The organism is Streptomyces ferrugineus, assembly GCF_015160855.1.
Classification (GTDB): Bacteria; Actinomycetota; Actinomycetes; order Streptomycetales; family Streptomycetaceae; genus Streptomyces; species Streptomyces ferrugineus.
Genome location: NZ_CP063373.1, coordinates 7859376 through 7874297 on the forward strand (window position 1 = coordinate 7859376; position 14922 = coordinate 7874297).

12 protein-coding genes and 1 pseudogene are annotated in these 14922 nt (G+C 72.2%); 9 read left to right on the forward strand and 4 right to left on the reverse strand.

Features of this window, described 5'->3' with window-relative positions; translation table 11 throughout:
* Positions 1-22: 22 nt before the first annotated feature.
* The gene (locus IM697_RS34965; RefSeq protein ID WP_194040091.1) at positions 23-577 is read left to right on the forward strand and encodes an NADAR family protein; all 555 of its coding nucleotides are present in this window, start codon (positions 23-25) and stop codon (positions 575-577) included.
* A gap of 211 nt (positions 578-788) precedes the next feature.
* On the opposite strand, the gene IM697_RS45190 is transcribed toward IM697_RS34965, so the two are convergent.
* Positions 789-1604, reverse strand: a complete 816-nt coding sequence (locus tag IM697_RS45190) for a DUF4190 domain-containing protein (RefSeq protein WP_228044297.1) — start codon at positions 1602-1604, stop codon at positions 789-791.
* Positions 1605-1682: 78 nt separating this feature from the next.
* Here IM697_RS45190 and IM697_RS34975 point away from each other — a divergent pair.
* Together IM697_RS34975 and IM697_RS34980 are read left to right on the forward strand one after the other, a co-directional pair.
* Positions 1683-2845 (forward strand): annotated as a pseudogene (locus IM697_RS34975) (adenosine deaminase).
* A 61-nt stretch (positions 2846-2906) separates the two neighbouring features.
* A complete protein-coding gene (locus IM697_RS34980; protein WP_194040093.1) occupies positions 2907-3608 on the forward strand; it encodes a glycerophosphodiester phosphodiesterase in 702 nt (233 codons plus the stop codon).
* On the opposite strand, the gene IM697_RS34985 is transcribed toward IM697_RS34980, so the two are convergent.
* Positions 3590-5257, reverse strand: coding sequence for a sigma-70 family RNA polymerase sigma factor (locus tag IM697_RS34985; protein WP_228044298.1), 1668 nt, complete (start codon positions 5255-5257; stop codon positions 3590-3592). The genes IM697_RS34980 and IM697_RS34985 overlap by 19 nt on opposite strands.
* A gap of 345 nt (positions 5258-5602) precedes the next feature.
* Here IM697_RS34985 and IM697_RS34990 point away from each other — a divergent pair, with 345 nt between their 5' ends.
* Complete coding sequence (locus IM697_RS34990; RefSeq protein WP_194040095.1) at positions 5603-6760, forward strand: serine hydrolase domain-containing protein; 1158 nt, start codon at positions 5603-5605, stop codon at positions 6758-6760.
* On the opposite strand, the gene IM697_RS34995 is transcribed toward IM697_RS34990, so the two are convergent.
* Positions 6750-7283 (reverse strand): hypothetical protein, encoded by a 534-nt coding sequence (locus tag IM697_RS34995; RefSeq protein WP_194040096.1) that lies wholly within the window; start codon positions 7281-7283, stop codon positions 6750-6752. The genes IM697_RS34990 and IM697_RS34995 overlap by 11 nt on opposite strands.
* A gap of 89 nt (positions 7284-7372) precedes the next feature.
* On the opposite strand from IM697_RS34995, the gene IM697_RS35000 reads away from it, so the two are divergent.
* Positions 7373-8722 carry a diacylglycerol/lipid kinase family protein gene (locus IM697_RS35000; protein WP_194040097.1) on the forward strand — a complete coding sequence of 450 codons (1350 nt, stop codon included), beginning with the start codon at positions 7373-7375 and terminating at the stop codon, positions 8720-8722.
* A 145-nt stretch (positions 8723-8867) separates the two neighbouring features.
* Here the strand turns inward: IM697_RS35000 and IM697_RS35005 are convergent, their stop codons facing one another.
* Complete coding sequence (locus tag IM697_RS35005; RefSeq protein WP_194040098.1) at positions 8868-10307, reverse strand: gamma-aminobutyraldehyde dehydrogenase; 1440 nt, start codon at positions 10305-10307, stop codon at positions 8868-8870.
* Between the two features lie 179 nt (positions 10308-10486).
* Here IM697_RS35005 and IM697_RS35010 point away from each other — a divergent pair, with 179 nt between their 5' ends.
* From IM697_RS35010 to IM697_RS35025, 4 genes are all read left to right on the forward strand, one after another.
* On the forward strand, positions 10487-11002 hold the full coding sequence (locus tag IM697_RS35010) for an Lrp/AsnC family transcriptional regulator (protein WP_194040099.1): 516 nt from the start codon (positions 10487-10489) through the stop codon (positions 11000-11002).
* 73 nt (positions 11003-11075) lie between these two features.
* Positions 11076-12395 (forward strand): aspartate aminotransferase family protein, encoded by a 1320-nt coding sequence (locus IM697_RS35015; RefSeq protein ID WP_407699664.1) that lies wholly within the window; start codon positions 11076-11078, stop codon positions 12393-12395.
* A gap of 209 nt (positions 12396-12604) precedes the next feature.
* Positions 12605-13345, forward strand: coding sequence for an ABC transporter ATP-binding protein (locus tag IM697_RS35020; RefSeq protein ID WP_194040101.1), 741 nt, complete (start codon positions 12605-12607; stop codon positions 13343-13345).
* Positions 13327-14862 (forward strand): hypothetical protein, encoded by a 1536-nt coding sequence (locus IM697_RS35025; protein WP_194040102.1) that lies wholly within the window; start codon positions 13327-13329, stop codon positions 14860-14862. The genes IM697_RS35020 and IM697_RS35025 overlap by 19 nt, the downstream gene beginning before the upstream one ends.
* Positions 14863-14922 lie beyond the last annotated feature (60 nt).

Genomic DNA, 14922 nt, shown 5'->3' on the forward strand with positions numbered 1-14922 from the left:
GGTGCGTGCCAGACTCGGCCACATGACGAAGATCGATTCTTGGGACGCCCTGATCCAGGAGGTCCGCGCGGGGGCAAGAGTCAAGTACCTGCACTTCTGGGGGCACCGCCCACTCCCCGACGGCAGGATCGGCGCGAGCTGCCTGAGCCAGTGGTGGCCGTCCCCCTTCGAGGTCGACGGCCTGTCCTACGCGACCGCCGAGCACTGGATGATGGCCGAGAAGGCCCGGCTGTTCGGCGACGGGGAGGCGGAGCGGCGGGTGCTGGCCGCGGGGCATCCGTCCCAGGCGAAGAAGGCCGGCCGACTGGTGCGGGGGTTCGACGACGCGACATGGGAGCGGGAGCGCTTCCGGATCGTCGTCGAGGGCTCGATACACAAGTTCTCCGCGCACCCGGACCTACGTGAGTTCCTGCTGGCGACGGGAGAGCGGGTCCTGGTCGAGGCGAGCCCGGTGGACCGGGTCTGGGGGATCGGGCTGGCGGCGAGCGACGACGGCGCCGGGGATCCGGAGCGGTGGCGGGGGCCGAATCTGCTGGGGTTCGCGTTGATGGCGGCGCGGGGGCGGTTGCGGGGGTAGGACGCCACAGTCCAGCGTCGACCCGCACCGCCCAGCCCGTCCGGCATTCAAGAACAGACTCAACACCATCCCCTCGCCGGTCGGCACCATCCAGCCCGTCCGGCGTTTGAGGACGAGGCCCGTTCAGGGCCGAAGCGGGGGGTCTGGGGGCGGCAGCCCCCCAGGGACGGGACGGGTAGGGGCGGCGGGGGCGAGAAAACCCCCGGCGCCACTACGACGTCGCGATCACCAGCGCCACCGTCCCCAGCCCCAGCACCACACCCGCCGCCCCGCAGATCATCCCGGCCAGCGCCTGACCGGGATTCGTCGCCTCACCTCGCCGCGCCTTGGCACGGCCGATCGACCCGAAGATCAGCCCCAGCACCCCCACGATGATCGCCACCGGCCACAGGCAGAAGACCACCGCCGAGATGATCCCGAGCACCAGCCCGGCCGTACCCATCCCGTTGCTGGGCAGGGGCTGCATCCCGGGCCAGCCGTAGTAGCCGGGGGCGCCCGGACCAGGAGGCGGATAGCCGTACCCGTGGCCGTGCGCAAGGCCGCCCGGATAGCCGTACGGCACCTGCCCGGGCCCGCCGGGCGCGATCGGCGGCGGCGGGACGTGCTCGCCATGGGCGACGTGAGGGACCGACCCGGGCGGCGCCGCGAAGGGGTTGGGCGGCCCGGAAGAGGCGGGCCCAGGCGCCGCGAAGGGGTTGGCCGACGGCATCCCGGGGTTCGCCCCGGCGGACGGGGTAGCCCACGGCGAAGGCGCCGGCACGGCATCCGTCGGCGCGGCAGGCACACCCGAGGAGGGCATCGAGGTGACCGTCCGCTGATCGTGCACGGACGGCGCGGGCCAGGAGGCCTGCGGTTCGTTGGAGGCAAGGGTGTACCCGGGGCCCCCGGTCTCGGGGCCGGACTCCGCCGCCGCACCACCACCGCCCGGCTCCACCGAACCCCGACCGTCCGGCGACGCCCCCTTCTCCAGCGAGGTCCTCGCCTCCCCCGCTTCCGCCGCCTCCGGCGTCTGCGCGTCGTCGGACATGCGCGGAACCCCCTCTGTCGTACGTGCCGTCATGCTAAGGCCCGGGCATCACCCGCACGGCCCTGGGGCGTGTGTCGAATGCCCCAGGCCTACGATGATCCCGAGTCACCGATCAGCCGATCACCCGCGTCCCGCCACCGGCCCGCCCGGCCGCGGGACGCCGTTCCCGGGGAGGGACCTTGACCGACCGTCTCGTCGACGCACGCGCCCCGCGCGATCTGCACGCCTTCATCGCCGGACTGCCCAAGTCCGAACTGCACGTCCACCACGTCGGCTCCGCCTCCCCCCGCATCGTCGCGGAACTCGCCGCCCGCCACCCCGACTCCAAGGTCCCCACCGACCCGGAGGCCCTGGCGGACTACTTCACGTTCACGGACTTCGCTCACTTCATCGAGGTGTACCTGTCCGTCGTGGACCTGATCCGCACCCCGGAGGACGTACGGCTGCTGACGTACGAGGTGGCCCGCGATCTGGCCCGGCAGCAGGTGCGCTACGCCGAGCTGACCATCACCCCGTTCTCCTCCACCCGCCGCGGCATCGACGAGAAGGCGTTCATGGACGCGATCGAGGACGCCCGCAAGGCGGCCGAGGCCGAGTTCGGGACCGTGCTGCGCTGGTGCTTCGACATCCCCGGCGAGGCGGGGCTGGAGGCCGCCGAGGAGACGGCGCGGCTGGCGACCGACGACCGGGTGCGGCCGGAGGGGCTGGTCTCCTTCGGGCTCGGCGGACCCGAGATCGGTGTACCGAGGCCCCAGTTCAAGCCGTTCTTCGACCGGGCCGTCGCCGCCGGACTGCACTCGGTGCCGCACGCCGGCGAGACCACCGGCCCGGAGACGGTCTGGGACGCCCTGACCCATCTGCAGGCCGAGCGCATCGGGCACGGCACCAGCTCGGCGCGGGACCCGAAGCTGCTGACGCACCTCGCCGAGCACCGGATCCCGCTGGAGGTGTGCCCGACCTCCAACATCGCCACCCGCGCGGTCCGCACGATCGACGAGCACCCGATCAAGGAGTTCGCGAAGGCGGGGGTGATGGTCACCGTCAACTCCGACGACCCGCCGATGTTCGGCACCGACCTCAACAACGAGTACGCCGTCGCCGCCCGTCTCCTCGACCTCGACGAGCGGGGTCTGGCCGACCTGGCCAAGAACGCCGTGGCCGCGTCCTTCCTCGACGAGGCGGGCAAGGCCCGGATCGCGGCCGAGATCGACACGTACACCACGGGCTGGCTGGCCCCCTGACCCGGACGCCCCGCACCCAGCGCTCCCCCGTGTCCGCCCCCGCGCCCACCACAATGTCCTCATGCAGAACGTGACCGCCGTCGCCCACCGCGGCGACCCCTACCGCGTCCGCGAGAACACGCTCGACTCCCTGCTGTCCGCGCTCCGCCTCGGCGCGGACGCGGTGGAGATCGACGTACGGCTCACCAGGGACGGCGTGCCGGTGCTGCTGCACGACGACACGCTGAAGCGGCTGTGGGAGCAGGACCGGCCGCTGCTGGCGCTGTCGGCGGCCGAGGTGCGGGGGCTGACGGCGGGCGAGGTGCCGACGCTGCGGGAGGCGCTGTCCGCGTGCGACGGGAGCCGGGTGATGCTCGACCTGCCCGGCACGCCCGATGTGCGCACGGCACGCCGGATCGTGGACGTCGTGCGTGAGTGCGGGGCCGAGGACCGCGTGTACTACTGCGCGGGCGCCCCCGCCATGCTCGCCGTGCGCGCCGCCGACCCGGCCGCCGAGATCGCCCTGACCTGGACGACGCTGGCGCCGCCGCGCCCCGCGCTGCTGGATGTGGTGCGCCCGCGCTGGCTGAACTACCGCTTCGGCCTGGTCGACCACGCCCTCGCCGAGCGCGTCCACCGCGACGGCCAACTGCTGTCCGTCTGGACCCCGGACACCCGCCGCTCCATGCGCCGGCTGCTGAACCTCGGCGTCGACTCGATCACCACCAATCGCCTCGACGTCCTGCTGGCCCTGCGCGACGGCGGTCACACCCGGGAGCGCTGAGGCACCGTCGCCGGGTCGGCCGGCGTCGCGCGGGTGACGTACTGCGGCACCGGCGCGCTGTCCCCGCCGTTGTCGCGGACCAGGCCGTAGCGGATGGCGCCCTGGTCGGGGCCGGTCGTGATGTCCTCGGTGACCGCGTCCCAGTCCGTCGGGAAGACGGTCAGGCCGTAGGAGGCGCCGCGCTCGTTCACGGTGAGGGTGACACTGCCGTCGACGTAGAAGTACTCGTTCTGCCACATCTGCTGGGTGCCGTCGGGCAGGACGGTGTAGCCGGTGTCCGGGCCGCCCATGCCGGTGACGTCGCCGCCGTCGGACGCCTGCCCGGTGACGTCGTCCATACGGCGGCCGCCGCCGGAGGCGACGTGGAAGATCTTGCCCTTCAGTCCGGTCCAGGTCGGCATGGTCAGCCCGCCGGGCCGGTCGTGCGGGGCGATCTGCCAGCGCACGAGGACATAGCCCTGCCCGCTGAGGGTGACGCTCTCGCCGCGGTGCTGCATCACGGCCCGCCGGCCCCCGGTGCTGGTGATGCCGGACTCGGGGCGCCGGGGCAGGTCCGCGGGCCGGGCGTTCGGGTCCGGGGCCCGGTCGACGGCGTCGACGACCGTGCCGTACAGCTCGACCTGCCGCGTCTGTGACGGTGAGGGCGCGGTCGTCGGCGTCACGGACGGCGTGGGCGACGGCGGTCGGGCCGTGCTCGATGTGGTGGGAGCGGTGCGCGGGGGCGGGGCGTCGGGGGTCTGGGTGACGACGTAGGCGCCACCGGCGACGAAGGTCGCGCCGGCCGTCACCGCGACGGCGGGCTGGGTGATAGCGGCCATGACCTTGGCGGACCAGCCGACGGAGGTCGCCGTGGCCGTCGCCGCGACCGCCGTCTTGCCGCCGAGGGCCAGGGAGAGGGTGAAGCCGACCGGGATCGGGACGAGCGCGATGCCGACGAGGAGCCGCTCCGCCGGTACGACGGCCTCACGCGTGCCGCCGCAGTAGCCGCAGCCCCTGATGTGCCGGGCCAGCCGCTTGCGCCAGACCGAGTCGGGCCGGCCGTTCCAGCGGGCGGTCAGCTCGCGCAGGTCGGGGCAGGCGCCGTCGAGCGCCCGCACGATGCCGCGCGCGGTCTCCAGCCGCTCCTTCACCCGCTGGACGCGGACCGCGGCGTGCTGCCTGCTGATGCCGGCCGCGGCGGCCAGTTCGCGCCGGGTCAGCTCGCCCGCGACCTCCAGCCACCACAGCGACAGCAGTTGCCGGTCCTCGTCGTCCAGCCAGCGCACCGCCTCCGCGACCTCCCGCCGCTGGCCCTCCAACTGGAGCCGCAGCACGGTGAGTTCGGCGAAGTCGGTGGCCTCGTGCGCGGCCGACTCGTCGAGGTGGACGGGCTGCTTGCGGCGGGCCCGGTCGCGGATCTGCCGCATGGCGATGGCGACGAGCCAGGACCGGAAGCTGTCCGGGTCCCGCAGCGAGCCGAGGTTGTCGACGGCCCGCAGCATCGTCTCCTGGACCACGTCGTCGACGTCGGCGTGACCGTTCAGGGCGCGCCCGACCACGTTGTAGACCAGCGGCAGCCAGCCCTCGACCAGCTCGTCCAGCGCCTGCCGGTCACCGGCCTGAGCCGCCGCGATGGTGGGGCGCCACTGCCGGCCGGCTGCCTCGTCCACGTGCGTCCTCTCCCGGGTCACTTGCTGCCCGCACGCACCTTCTCAGCCTGACCTGCACTGTTGGCTATGTCGGAGATCACATTCCGGTTCCGGTACGGGCGGGGCATGGGGCGCTCCCGGGTGTGGGGGACGGGGGGACGCGAGTGGAGACGCGGTGAAGGGGGCGGCGATAACACTTTTCGGCACCCGGGAGCCCGTAAGGGCCATCCCCTACAACACCCTTGCTCCATACGGCATTCGCTCCGGGCACTCCCAGGGTGCGAGCCCCTCCTCGCCGACGATCCGGCCGGGTCCGTACCACCGCGACGATGATCACGGACATCCCCTCGACCTCAGGAGCAGCCGATGCCCGTACGTCCGCTTCCCGCCCTGCTCACCTCCGCGATCGCCCTCGCGCTCACCGCGATACCGCTGGCCGGGACGGCCGCCGCGCGCCCCGCCTCCTCCTGCTCCGCCGCGGCGATCGAGGCCGCCTCACCCGCCGGTCCGGACGTCGAGGCCCTGTGCGCCGCGCTGGCCGGGCTGCCCGACCGGGACGCGACGGCCGCGCTGATCCGCGTGGGCGGCAAGGGGAGCTGGCACGGGGCGGCCGGGGTGCGGGACATGAGGACGAAGACGCCGGCGATCGAGAAGGCCCGCTTCCGGGCCGGTTCCACGACGAAGGTCGTGACCGCGGCGATCGTGCTGCAACTGGCCGCCGAGGGGCTGATCTCCCTCGACGGCACGGTGCAGCAGTATCTGCCCGGCCTGCTCACCGAGGACTTCGAGCCCATCACCGTACGGCAGTTGCTGAACTTCACCAGCGGTCTGCGGCCCGGCAAGTCCCTCGGCAACACCACCGAGGAGATGTACCCCCACCGCTTCGAGACCCTGACGCCCGCCGAGGTCGTCGCCGCGTCCGTGGCCAAGGGCCCCGACCCCGAGTACGCGCCCGGTGAGCGACAGGTCTACGGCAACATCCACTACACCGTACTCGCCATGCTGATCGAGAAGGTCACCGATGACTCGTACGCCCACCAGGCCGCCGTACGGATCTTCCGGCCGCTCGGCATGCGGCACACCTCCTTCCCCGCCGGCCCCGACCCCCGTGTCCACGGCCCGCACAACCGCGGCTACGACTGGATCGACGGCAAGCTGGTGGACGTGACCGAGTGGAACATGTCCGACCGGTGGGCGGCCGGCGACATGATCTCGACGACCGCGGACCTCGAGCGGCTGCTGGTGGGCGTGTTCCGCGGCCGGGTGGTACCCGAGCCGCAGCTGAAGGAGATGTTCGCGGTGCCGGACGCGGTCGACGCCAGGATGGGCGCGCCGTTCGCGCCGTTCGAGGTCAACGGCCGGACGGTCTGGGGCAAGACGGGATCCCGCCCCGGCTACCACACGGTCGTGGCGGCTACCCGCGATCTGTCCCGAACACTCGTCTACTCCGTCAACTCGACCGACGCCAAGGGCGACGGCCTGGCCATCGCCCAGCGTTTCGCCTTCCCGGCGTTCAACCGCTGACGGCGACGGCGGCCGGAGGTGCCGCGGGCGCCGTGAGCGCCTCCAGCCGCTTGATCTTCTTCCGTACGGCGTACAGCGGGATCACCCCGAAGACGCCGAACGACATGTCGATCACCGACCACCAGAAGGGGATGCCGCGGATCGGCCCGCAGATCAGGGCGAGCGGGATGATGCCGGCGCAGGCGATCATCCCGAACTCGACGACCCAGATGTTGCGCACCGGGTCGCGGTACGGGCCGTAGAAGGCGACGGCGATGACGAGGTGGGCGAAGGCCAGCCAGTCGGTGCCGTAGAGGAGGAAGGGGTAGTCGGCGTCGGCGGTGTCGAGCCCGCGCCGGACGCGCTCGACCCAGTCCATCAGGCCCGGCAGGTGCTCCGGCACGGACAGCGCGCGCAACAGGTCCTCGGTCCAGCGCAGTTCGTGGACGAGGGGGAAGGCCGTGGCGCCGCTGAGCACCAGGCAGACGACGAAGAGGGCCAACCAGACACGGATGCCCTTGAGCAGGGCGGCTCTGTCGCTCATGGCGGTAGCGTACGCCCGGAGTTGAACATGTTCAAAACAGCCAGGCCGTTCGTGCGAGGCCTACGATGTCCGCCGACGAGGGAGGACGCATGGGCCTGGACTTGAGCGGGCGGGCCTACCGGGCGCAGCGGTGGGCGGCGCGGACGGCGTTGGCCGCCGCGGGGCTCGCGGTGCTCGTGCCGCTCGCGTACGGCGGTGTCGGCGGTGTCCTGCTGCTGGTGGCCGGCGCGGCGGGTCTGGGCCTGAGCGCGGTCGCCGTGTGGTGGACGCTGTCCCTGCGCGGACCGGTGCGCTGGGCGGCTGCCGTGCTGGCGGTGGCGGTCCCGGCGGCCGTGATCACCCTGTTCGCGGCCACTCTCTTCTGGGCACTGCTGGCGTCCCTGGGGCTGTGGGCGGTGGCCGTGTGGAGCGGCCGGTACGCGCTGCGCGGCACGGGCAGCACACGGGTGCGGGTGATGCGGGAGCGCAAGGCCGCGCCGCCGCGGCGGGCGGTCCTGATCATGAACCCCCGCTCGGGCGACGGGAAGGTGGGCCGCTTCGCGCTCAGGGAGAAGGCCGAACGGCTCGGCGCCGAGGTCGTCCTCCTCGACCCCGATCAGCACCAGGACGTCACCGCCCTGGCCCGCAAGGCCGTGGCGGAGGGCGCGGACCTGCTGGGTGTCGCGGGCGGGGACGGCACCCAGGCGCGGGTCGCGGCCGTGGCCGCCGCGTACGACATCCCGTTCCTGGTGATCAGCGCCGGCACCCGCAACCACTTCGCCATGGACCTCGGCCTCGACCGCGAGGACCCCGCCGCCTGCCTGGACGCGCTCACCGACGGCGTGGAACTCCGTGTCGACCTCGGCTTCGCGGGCGGCCGGCCCTTCGTCAACAACGCCTCCTTCGGGGCGTACGCGGCCATCGTGCAGAGCCCCGGCTACCGCGCCGACAAGATCGGCACCAGCCTGGAACTGCTGCCCGACCTGCTCACCCGTCAGCAGGGCCCGCGGCTGACCGCCCGCGCGGCGGACACCACGCTGGACGCTCCGCACGCCGTGCTGGTCAGCAACAACCCCTACCGCACGGACGACCCCTTCGGGTTCGGCCGCCGCGACCGCCTCGACGCGGGCGTCCTCGGCGTGCTCGGTCTCAGGGTGGACAGCGCGGCCGAGGCCGCCGCGCTGCTCCTCGACCCCGCGCCGAGCGGCCTCACCATCCTCACCGCCCCCGAGGTGATCATCGACGCCGACCGCCCGGAGATCGAGGTCGGCATCGACGGCGAGGCCCTGGTCCTGCCCGCCCCGGTCCACTGCCGCATCACCCCGGGCGCCCTACGCGTCCGCGTCCCCCGCAAACGCCCCGGCGTCCCCCAGCGCGGCCCACGCCTGGACTGGCGCCGACTGCGCAAGCTGGCGGCGGTCGTGGGGCGTACGGCGGTGCATCGGCGGGGGCAGTGGTAGCGGCGCGGCACTCAGGTGCCTGCCCGTCCTACAGGGCGGCCGTCTCCTCGTCCTTGGCCGAGGCGAGCACGTCCCGGGCGGCACACAGGCTGCGGGTGCGTAGGCGCGACCAGCCCCCGCGCGCCCGCAGCCGGAATCCGACGTCTTACGCGTCCAGCGACGTCATCACGTGCTTGATGCGCGTGTAGTCGTCGAAGCCGTACGCCGAGAGGTCCTTGCCGTACCCGGACTTCTTGAACCCGCCGTGCGGCATCTCCGCGACCAGCGGAATGTGCGTGTTGATCCACACGCACCCGAAGTCCAGCGCCTTCGACATCCGCATCGCACGCCCGTGGTCCTTCGTCCACACCGAGGAGGCGAGCGCGTACTCGACGCCGTTCGCCCACTCGACGGCCTGCTCCTCGTCCGAGAAGGACTGCACGGTGATGACCGGACCGAAGACCTCCTTCTGGATGATCTCGTCGTCCTGCTTCAGGCCCGAGACGACGGTCGGTGCGAAGAAGTAGCCCTTGTCGCCGACCCGCTTGCCGCCGGCCTCCACGCGCGCGTGCGCCGGCAGCCGCTCGATGAAGCCCTCGACCTGCTTGAGCTGGTTGGGGTTGTTGAGCGGACCGAAGAGGACGTCCTCGTCGTCCGGCTGCCCGGTCTTGGTGTCGGCGGCCGCCTTGGCGAGCGCGGCGACGAACTCGTCGTGGATGGCCTCGTGGACGAGGACACGGCAGGCGGCCGTGCAGTCCTGCCCGGCGTTGAAGAAGCCGGCCACGGAGATGTCCTCGACGGCCTTGGCGATGTCGGTGTCCTCGAAGACGACGACCGGAGCCTTGCCGCCCAGCTCCAGGTGGACCCGCTTGAGGTCCTTGGACGCGGTCTCGGCGACCTGCATGCCGGCCCGCACGGAGCCGGTGATGGAGGCCATCGCCGGGGTCGGGTGCTCGACCATCATCCGGCCGGTGTCCCGGTCGCCGGTGATGACGTTGAAGACACCCTTGGGCACGACCGAGCCGATGATCTCGGCCATCAGGACGGTCGACGCGGGCGTCGTGTCGGACGGCTTCAGTACGACCGTGTTGCCCGCCGCGAGGGCCGGCGCGAACTTCCACACGGCCATCATCATCGGGTAGTTCCAGGGCGCGACCTGCGCGCAGACGCCGACCGGCTCACGGCGCACGATGGAGGTCAGGCCCTCCATGTACTCACCGGCCGAGCGGCCCTCGAGCATCCGCGCCGCGCCCGCGAAGAAGCGGATCTGGTCGACCATCGGCGGGATCTCCTCGGAGCGGGTCAGCCCGATCGGCTTGCCCGTGTTCTCCACCTCCGCCGCGATGAGCTCCTCGGCCCGCTCCTCGAACGCGTCCGCGATCTTCAGCAGGGCCTTCTGCCGCTCGGCGGGGGTCGCATCACGCCAGGCGGGGAAGGCCCGGGCGGCGGCCTCCATCGCGGCGTCGACGTCCGCCTGTCCCGACAGCGGCGCTGTCGCATACGCCTCGCCCGTCGCGGGGTTGACCACCTCGGTGGTCCGTCCGTCGGCGGCGTCCCGGAACTCACCGTCGATGTAGTTGCGCAGACGACGCAGCTCGGTGCTCACTGCCGGCCTCCTGTCAGATCTTCACTGCTTCTGGCTGTCCACTTTCTGAGACACCCACCCTAATCGGCCCGCCCACGTTTTCAACACCCCCACTGGCACCACATCTGCGAAATCCGCAGGCTTGGGTTACGGAAACAACGAATTTCATCGCCCTGGCCTTGCGGAACTGTCGAGACGTCGTGCACAGTGACGTCGTGGCCAGTCGAAGCGCAGAGCACAGGGACTCCCGCGAGTCCAGGAACGGCGGTCCCCAGCTGGACGCCGTCTCCCTAGCCATCATCGAACAACTTCAGGAGGACGGCCGCCGGCCGTACGCCGCGATCGGAAAGGCCGTGGGCCTGTCCGAGGCGGCCGTGCGCCAGCGCGTCCAGAAGCTGCTCGACCAGGGCGTGATGCAGATCGTCGCCGTCACGGACCCGCTCACCGTGGGCTTCCGCCGGCAGGCGATGGTCGGCGTGAACGTCGAGGGCGACGTGGAGTCCGTCGCCGACGCGCTGAGCGCCATGTCCGAGTGCGAGTACGTGGTGATGACCGCGGGGTCCTTCGACCTGATGGTGGAGATCGTCTGCGAGGACGACGACCACCTCCTGGAGGTCATCAACCGGCGCATCCGGGCCGTGCCGGGAGTGCGCTCCACGGAGAGCTTCGTCTACCTCAAGCTCAAGAAGCAGACCTACATGTGGGGAACCCGATAACCGTGAGGACCCGATAACCGTGAGCACCAACACCCCTCAGGACCTCGGCAGGACCGCGTACGACCACTTGTGGATGCACTTCACGCGCATGTCCTCGTACGAGAAGTCCCCCGTCCCCACCATCGTCCGGGGCGAGGGCACGTACATCTACGACGACAAGGGCAGGCGCTACCTCGACGGTCTGGCCGGCCTGTTCGTGGTCCAGGCCGGGCACGGACGCGTCGAGCTGGCCGAGACCGCCTTCAAGCAGGCGCAGGAGCTGGCGTTCTTCCCGATCTGGTCCTACGCCCACCCGAAGGCCGTGGAGCTCGCGGAGCGCCTCGCCGGCCACGCGCCGGGCGACCTGAACAAGGTCTTCTTCACCACTGGCGGCGGTGAGGCGGTGGAGACCGCCTGGAAGCTCGCCAAGCAGTACTTCAAGCTGGTCGGCAAGCCCACCAAGCACAAGGTCATCTCGCGCGCCGTCGCGTACCACGGCACCCCGCAGGGCGCCCTGTCGATCACGGGTCTGCCCGGCCTCAAGGCCCCCTTCGAGCCGCTGGTCCCCGGCGCGCACAAGGTCCCCAACACCAACATCTACCGCGCCCCGATCTTCGGCGACGACCCGGAGGCCTTCGGCCGCTGGGCCGCCGACCAGATCGAGCAGCAGATCCTCTTCGAGGGCCCGGACACGGTCGCCGCGGTCTTCCTGGAGCCGGTGCAGAACGCGGGCGGCTGCTTCCCGCCCCCGCCCGGCTACTTCCAGCGGGTCCGGGAGATCTGCGACCAGTACGACGTGCTGCTGGTCTCCGACGAGGTCATCTGCGCCTTCGGCCGCCTGGGCACGATGTTCGCCTGCGACAAGTTCGGCTACGTCCCGGACATGATCACCTGCGCCAAGGGCATGACCTCGGGCTACTCCCCCATCGGCGCCTGCATCATCTCCGACCGGCTGGCCGAGCCCTTCTACAAGGGCGACAACACCTTCCTGCACGGCTACACCTTCGGCGGCCACCCGGTCTCCGCGGCCGTCGGCGTCGCCAACCTCGACCTGTTCGAGCGCGAGGGCCTCAACCAGCACGTCCTCGACAACGAGGCCGCCTTCCGCGCGACGCTGGAGAAGCTGTACGACCTTCCGATCGTCGGCGACGTCCGCGGCAACGGCTTCTTCTACGGCATCGAGCTGGTCAAGGACAAGGCGACCAAGGAGTCGTTCAACGCCGAGGAGACCGAGCGCGTCCTGTACGGCTTCCTGTCCAAGAAGCTCTTCGAGAACGGCCTGTACTGCCGTGCGGACGACCGTGGTGACCCGGTCGTCCAGCTCGCCCCGCCGCTGATCTCCAACCAGGAGACGTTCGACGAGATCGAGCAGATCCTGCGCGAGACGCTGTCGGAGGCGTGGACGAAGCTCTAGCCTCCGCGGTCCGAATCGGCTACCCGTTCGGACCAGCCGCCCGGCCCGGGTGCACCCGTACGAGTGAGAACGGTGCGCCCGGGCCGCGTGCTGTCCGGGGATCCGCCCCCGGCTCCTTAGCGTGCCCTGTAACCGATCGGTCCTGCCTTCGTTCCCCCGCAAGGGGGATTGGCAAGAAGAAATGACGATCAGAACCGAGGTGTACGCCCATGGTGGCCCCGCCGGACAACGACGTGCTCTGGGCACGCGCCCTGCACTTCTCGCACCACGACGGCTCGCCCGCGCTCAGCGGGGTCTCGCTCGGTGTGCAGGAGGGCGAGGTCCTCGCCGTCATCGGTCCGCGCGGCAGCGGCAAGACCGCTCTCCTGCGCTGTCTGTCCGGGCTGTCCCAGGCGCGGGGCGGCGAGGTCTGGTTCAACAGCGTGCCGGTGCACACGATGGGTCCCGTGGCCCGCGAACGGCTCCGCCGCGACCGCTTCGCCTGGGTCGACCCCACCCCGTCGCTCGTGCCCGAGCTGAACGTCTGGGAGAACACCGCCCTCCCCCTGATGCTGCGCGGCACCAGCCGCCGCCGGGCCAAGACGGCCGCGCTGGAATGGCTGGAGCGCCTGGACGTCGGTGAGGCGGCCCGCAAGCGCCCGCACCAACTCGTCCAGACCGAACGCCAGCGCGTGTGCATCGCCCGTGCGCTGGCCCCCTCGCCGATGGTCCTGTTCGCCGACGAGCCGACGGCTCCGCTGCACCGCTCCGACCGCACACAGGTCCTGCGCACCCTGACCACCGCGGCCCGCTCGCACGGCATCACGGTCGTGCTGGCCAGCCATGACGCGGACACGGCAGCCCTCGCCGACCGCACCGTCGCCCTCCTCGACGGACGGCGGGTGAACACGGTGCACCTGCCCCCCGTCCCCGAGGCGGAAGGCCGGGCCGCGTGCTCGCTCTCCGTCTGACCCGCGGCGCGCAGCCCGCCGTACAACTGCGCCGCCTGCTCGTCTCGGCGGGGTCGGCGGGCACCGGCTTCCTGCTGCTGTCCGCCCTGGGCTACGCCCTGTCCCACCCGGACTCCCCCGCCGCGTCGACGCTGCGCCTCGCCTGGTGCGCACCGCCGCTGGCCGCGACGATCCACCTCGCGGTGGCGGTGGCCCGCACCGACCCCGGCACCAAGCCCCGCCCCGGCCTCGCGGCGATCGGCCTCGGTCCGGGCCGCCTGATGCTCGTCTCGGCCACCACCACGGCCCTGTCCTGCACCCTGGGCTCGATGCTGGCCCTGCTCGTCTTCCTCCACCTCCGAGGCGACCTGACGGGCATGCCCTTCGACGGAGCGGCCTCACAGTTCCTCGCGGCGGACCGCCCCCTGCCGCTGCCGGCCACCCTGACCCTGCTGACCCTGCCCCCGGCACTGGCGTCGGCGACGGTGGCGTGGGCCCTGCGGCCGAAGGAGCTCGTGGTCTTCGGAGGAAAGGCGGCGGGGAGGCCGTACGGCGCTCACGGCCGGTTCGGTGCCCAAGTACGACGCGGCGAACGCGGAACCGCGGGGCCGATCGACGGTACGGCTCGGGCCACACAAACCCCGCAGCCCACAGACAGCCAGCCCACGCGGCCCGCAGACAGCCGACCGACTCAGCCTGCGGGCAGCCGACCCACCCAGCCCGCGCGCCTCCAGCCCACCCAGCCCGCAGGAAGCCCGCCCACCCAGCCCGCAGACACCCGGCCCACCCAGCCTGCGGGCAGCCGTGCCGCTGGGGCGGCGCCCGCCCCACAGAAAGGCGGCACCCCGCCGACGCCGGGCCGCGCAACCAACCCCCCGCCCCCAGCCGAGGGCACCCCCCAAACCCCGGACGCCCTCCTCACCCCCCGCCCGGCCCCCAAAGGCCTCCCCTGGGGCATCACCATCCTCACCGCCGGCCTGGCCATGGAGACCTACGCCAACCGCCCGACCCCCGACACCACCCTCACGCTCCCCACCGCCCTCCCGACCGGCCCCACAGGAGTCCTGGTCGGCTGGATCCTCACGGCTCTCGGCCTCGCCCTGGCGGCCCCCGGGCTCACCCACCTCTGCGGCCGCCTCCTGCAGTCCGTGCGCCCGGGCCCGCTCCGCCTCCTCGCGGGCCGCGGCCTCATGGCCGAAGCCACCCGCATCGGCCGCCCCCTCGGGGTCGTCTGCGCGGTCGCCTCCGCCGTGTACGCCATCGCCCCCCTCTCCGACTCCGCGACCACCGCCGCCGTCGGTCCCCTCTCCACCCTCGGCACCACCGTGATCACCGGCTGCGCCGTGGCCACCCTGCTCATGGCCGCGCTGGAGGCCAAGCAGACCCGCGCCGACACCACCGCCGCGCTGCTCCGCCTCGGCGCCCCCACGTCGATGCTGCGCACCGCGGCGGCCCTGCGCGTCGGCGCCCTGCTGGCCGTGTTCTGCCCGCTGACCCTGATCGTGGCCGAGCTGGCCGCCCTGCCCCTGGCACGCTGAGCCGACCCGTACGAAAAAAAACCTCCGCCCGGCGATGAGTTCCGACCGGACCCCCGGTCT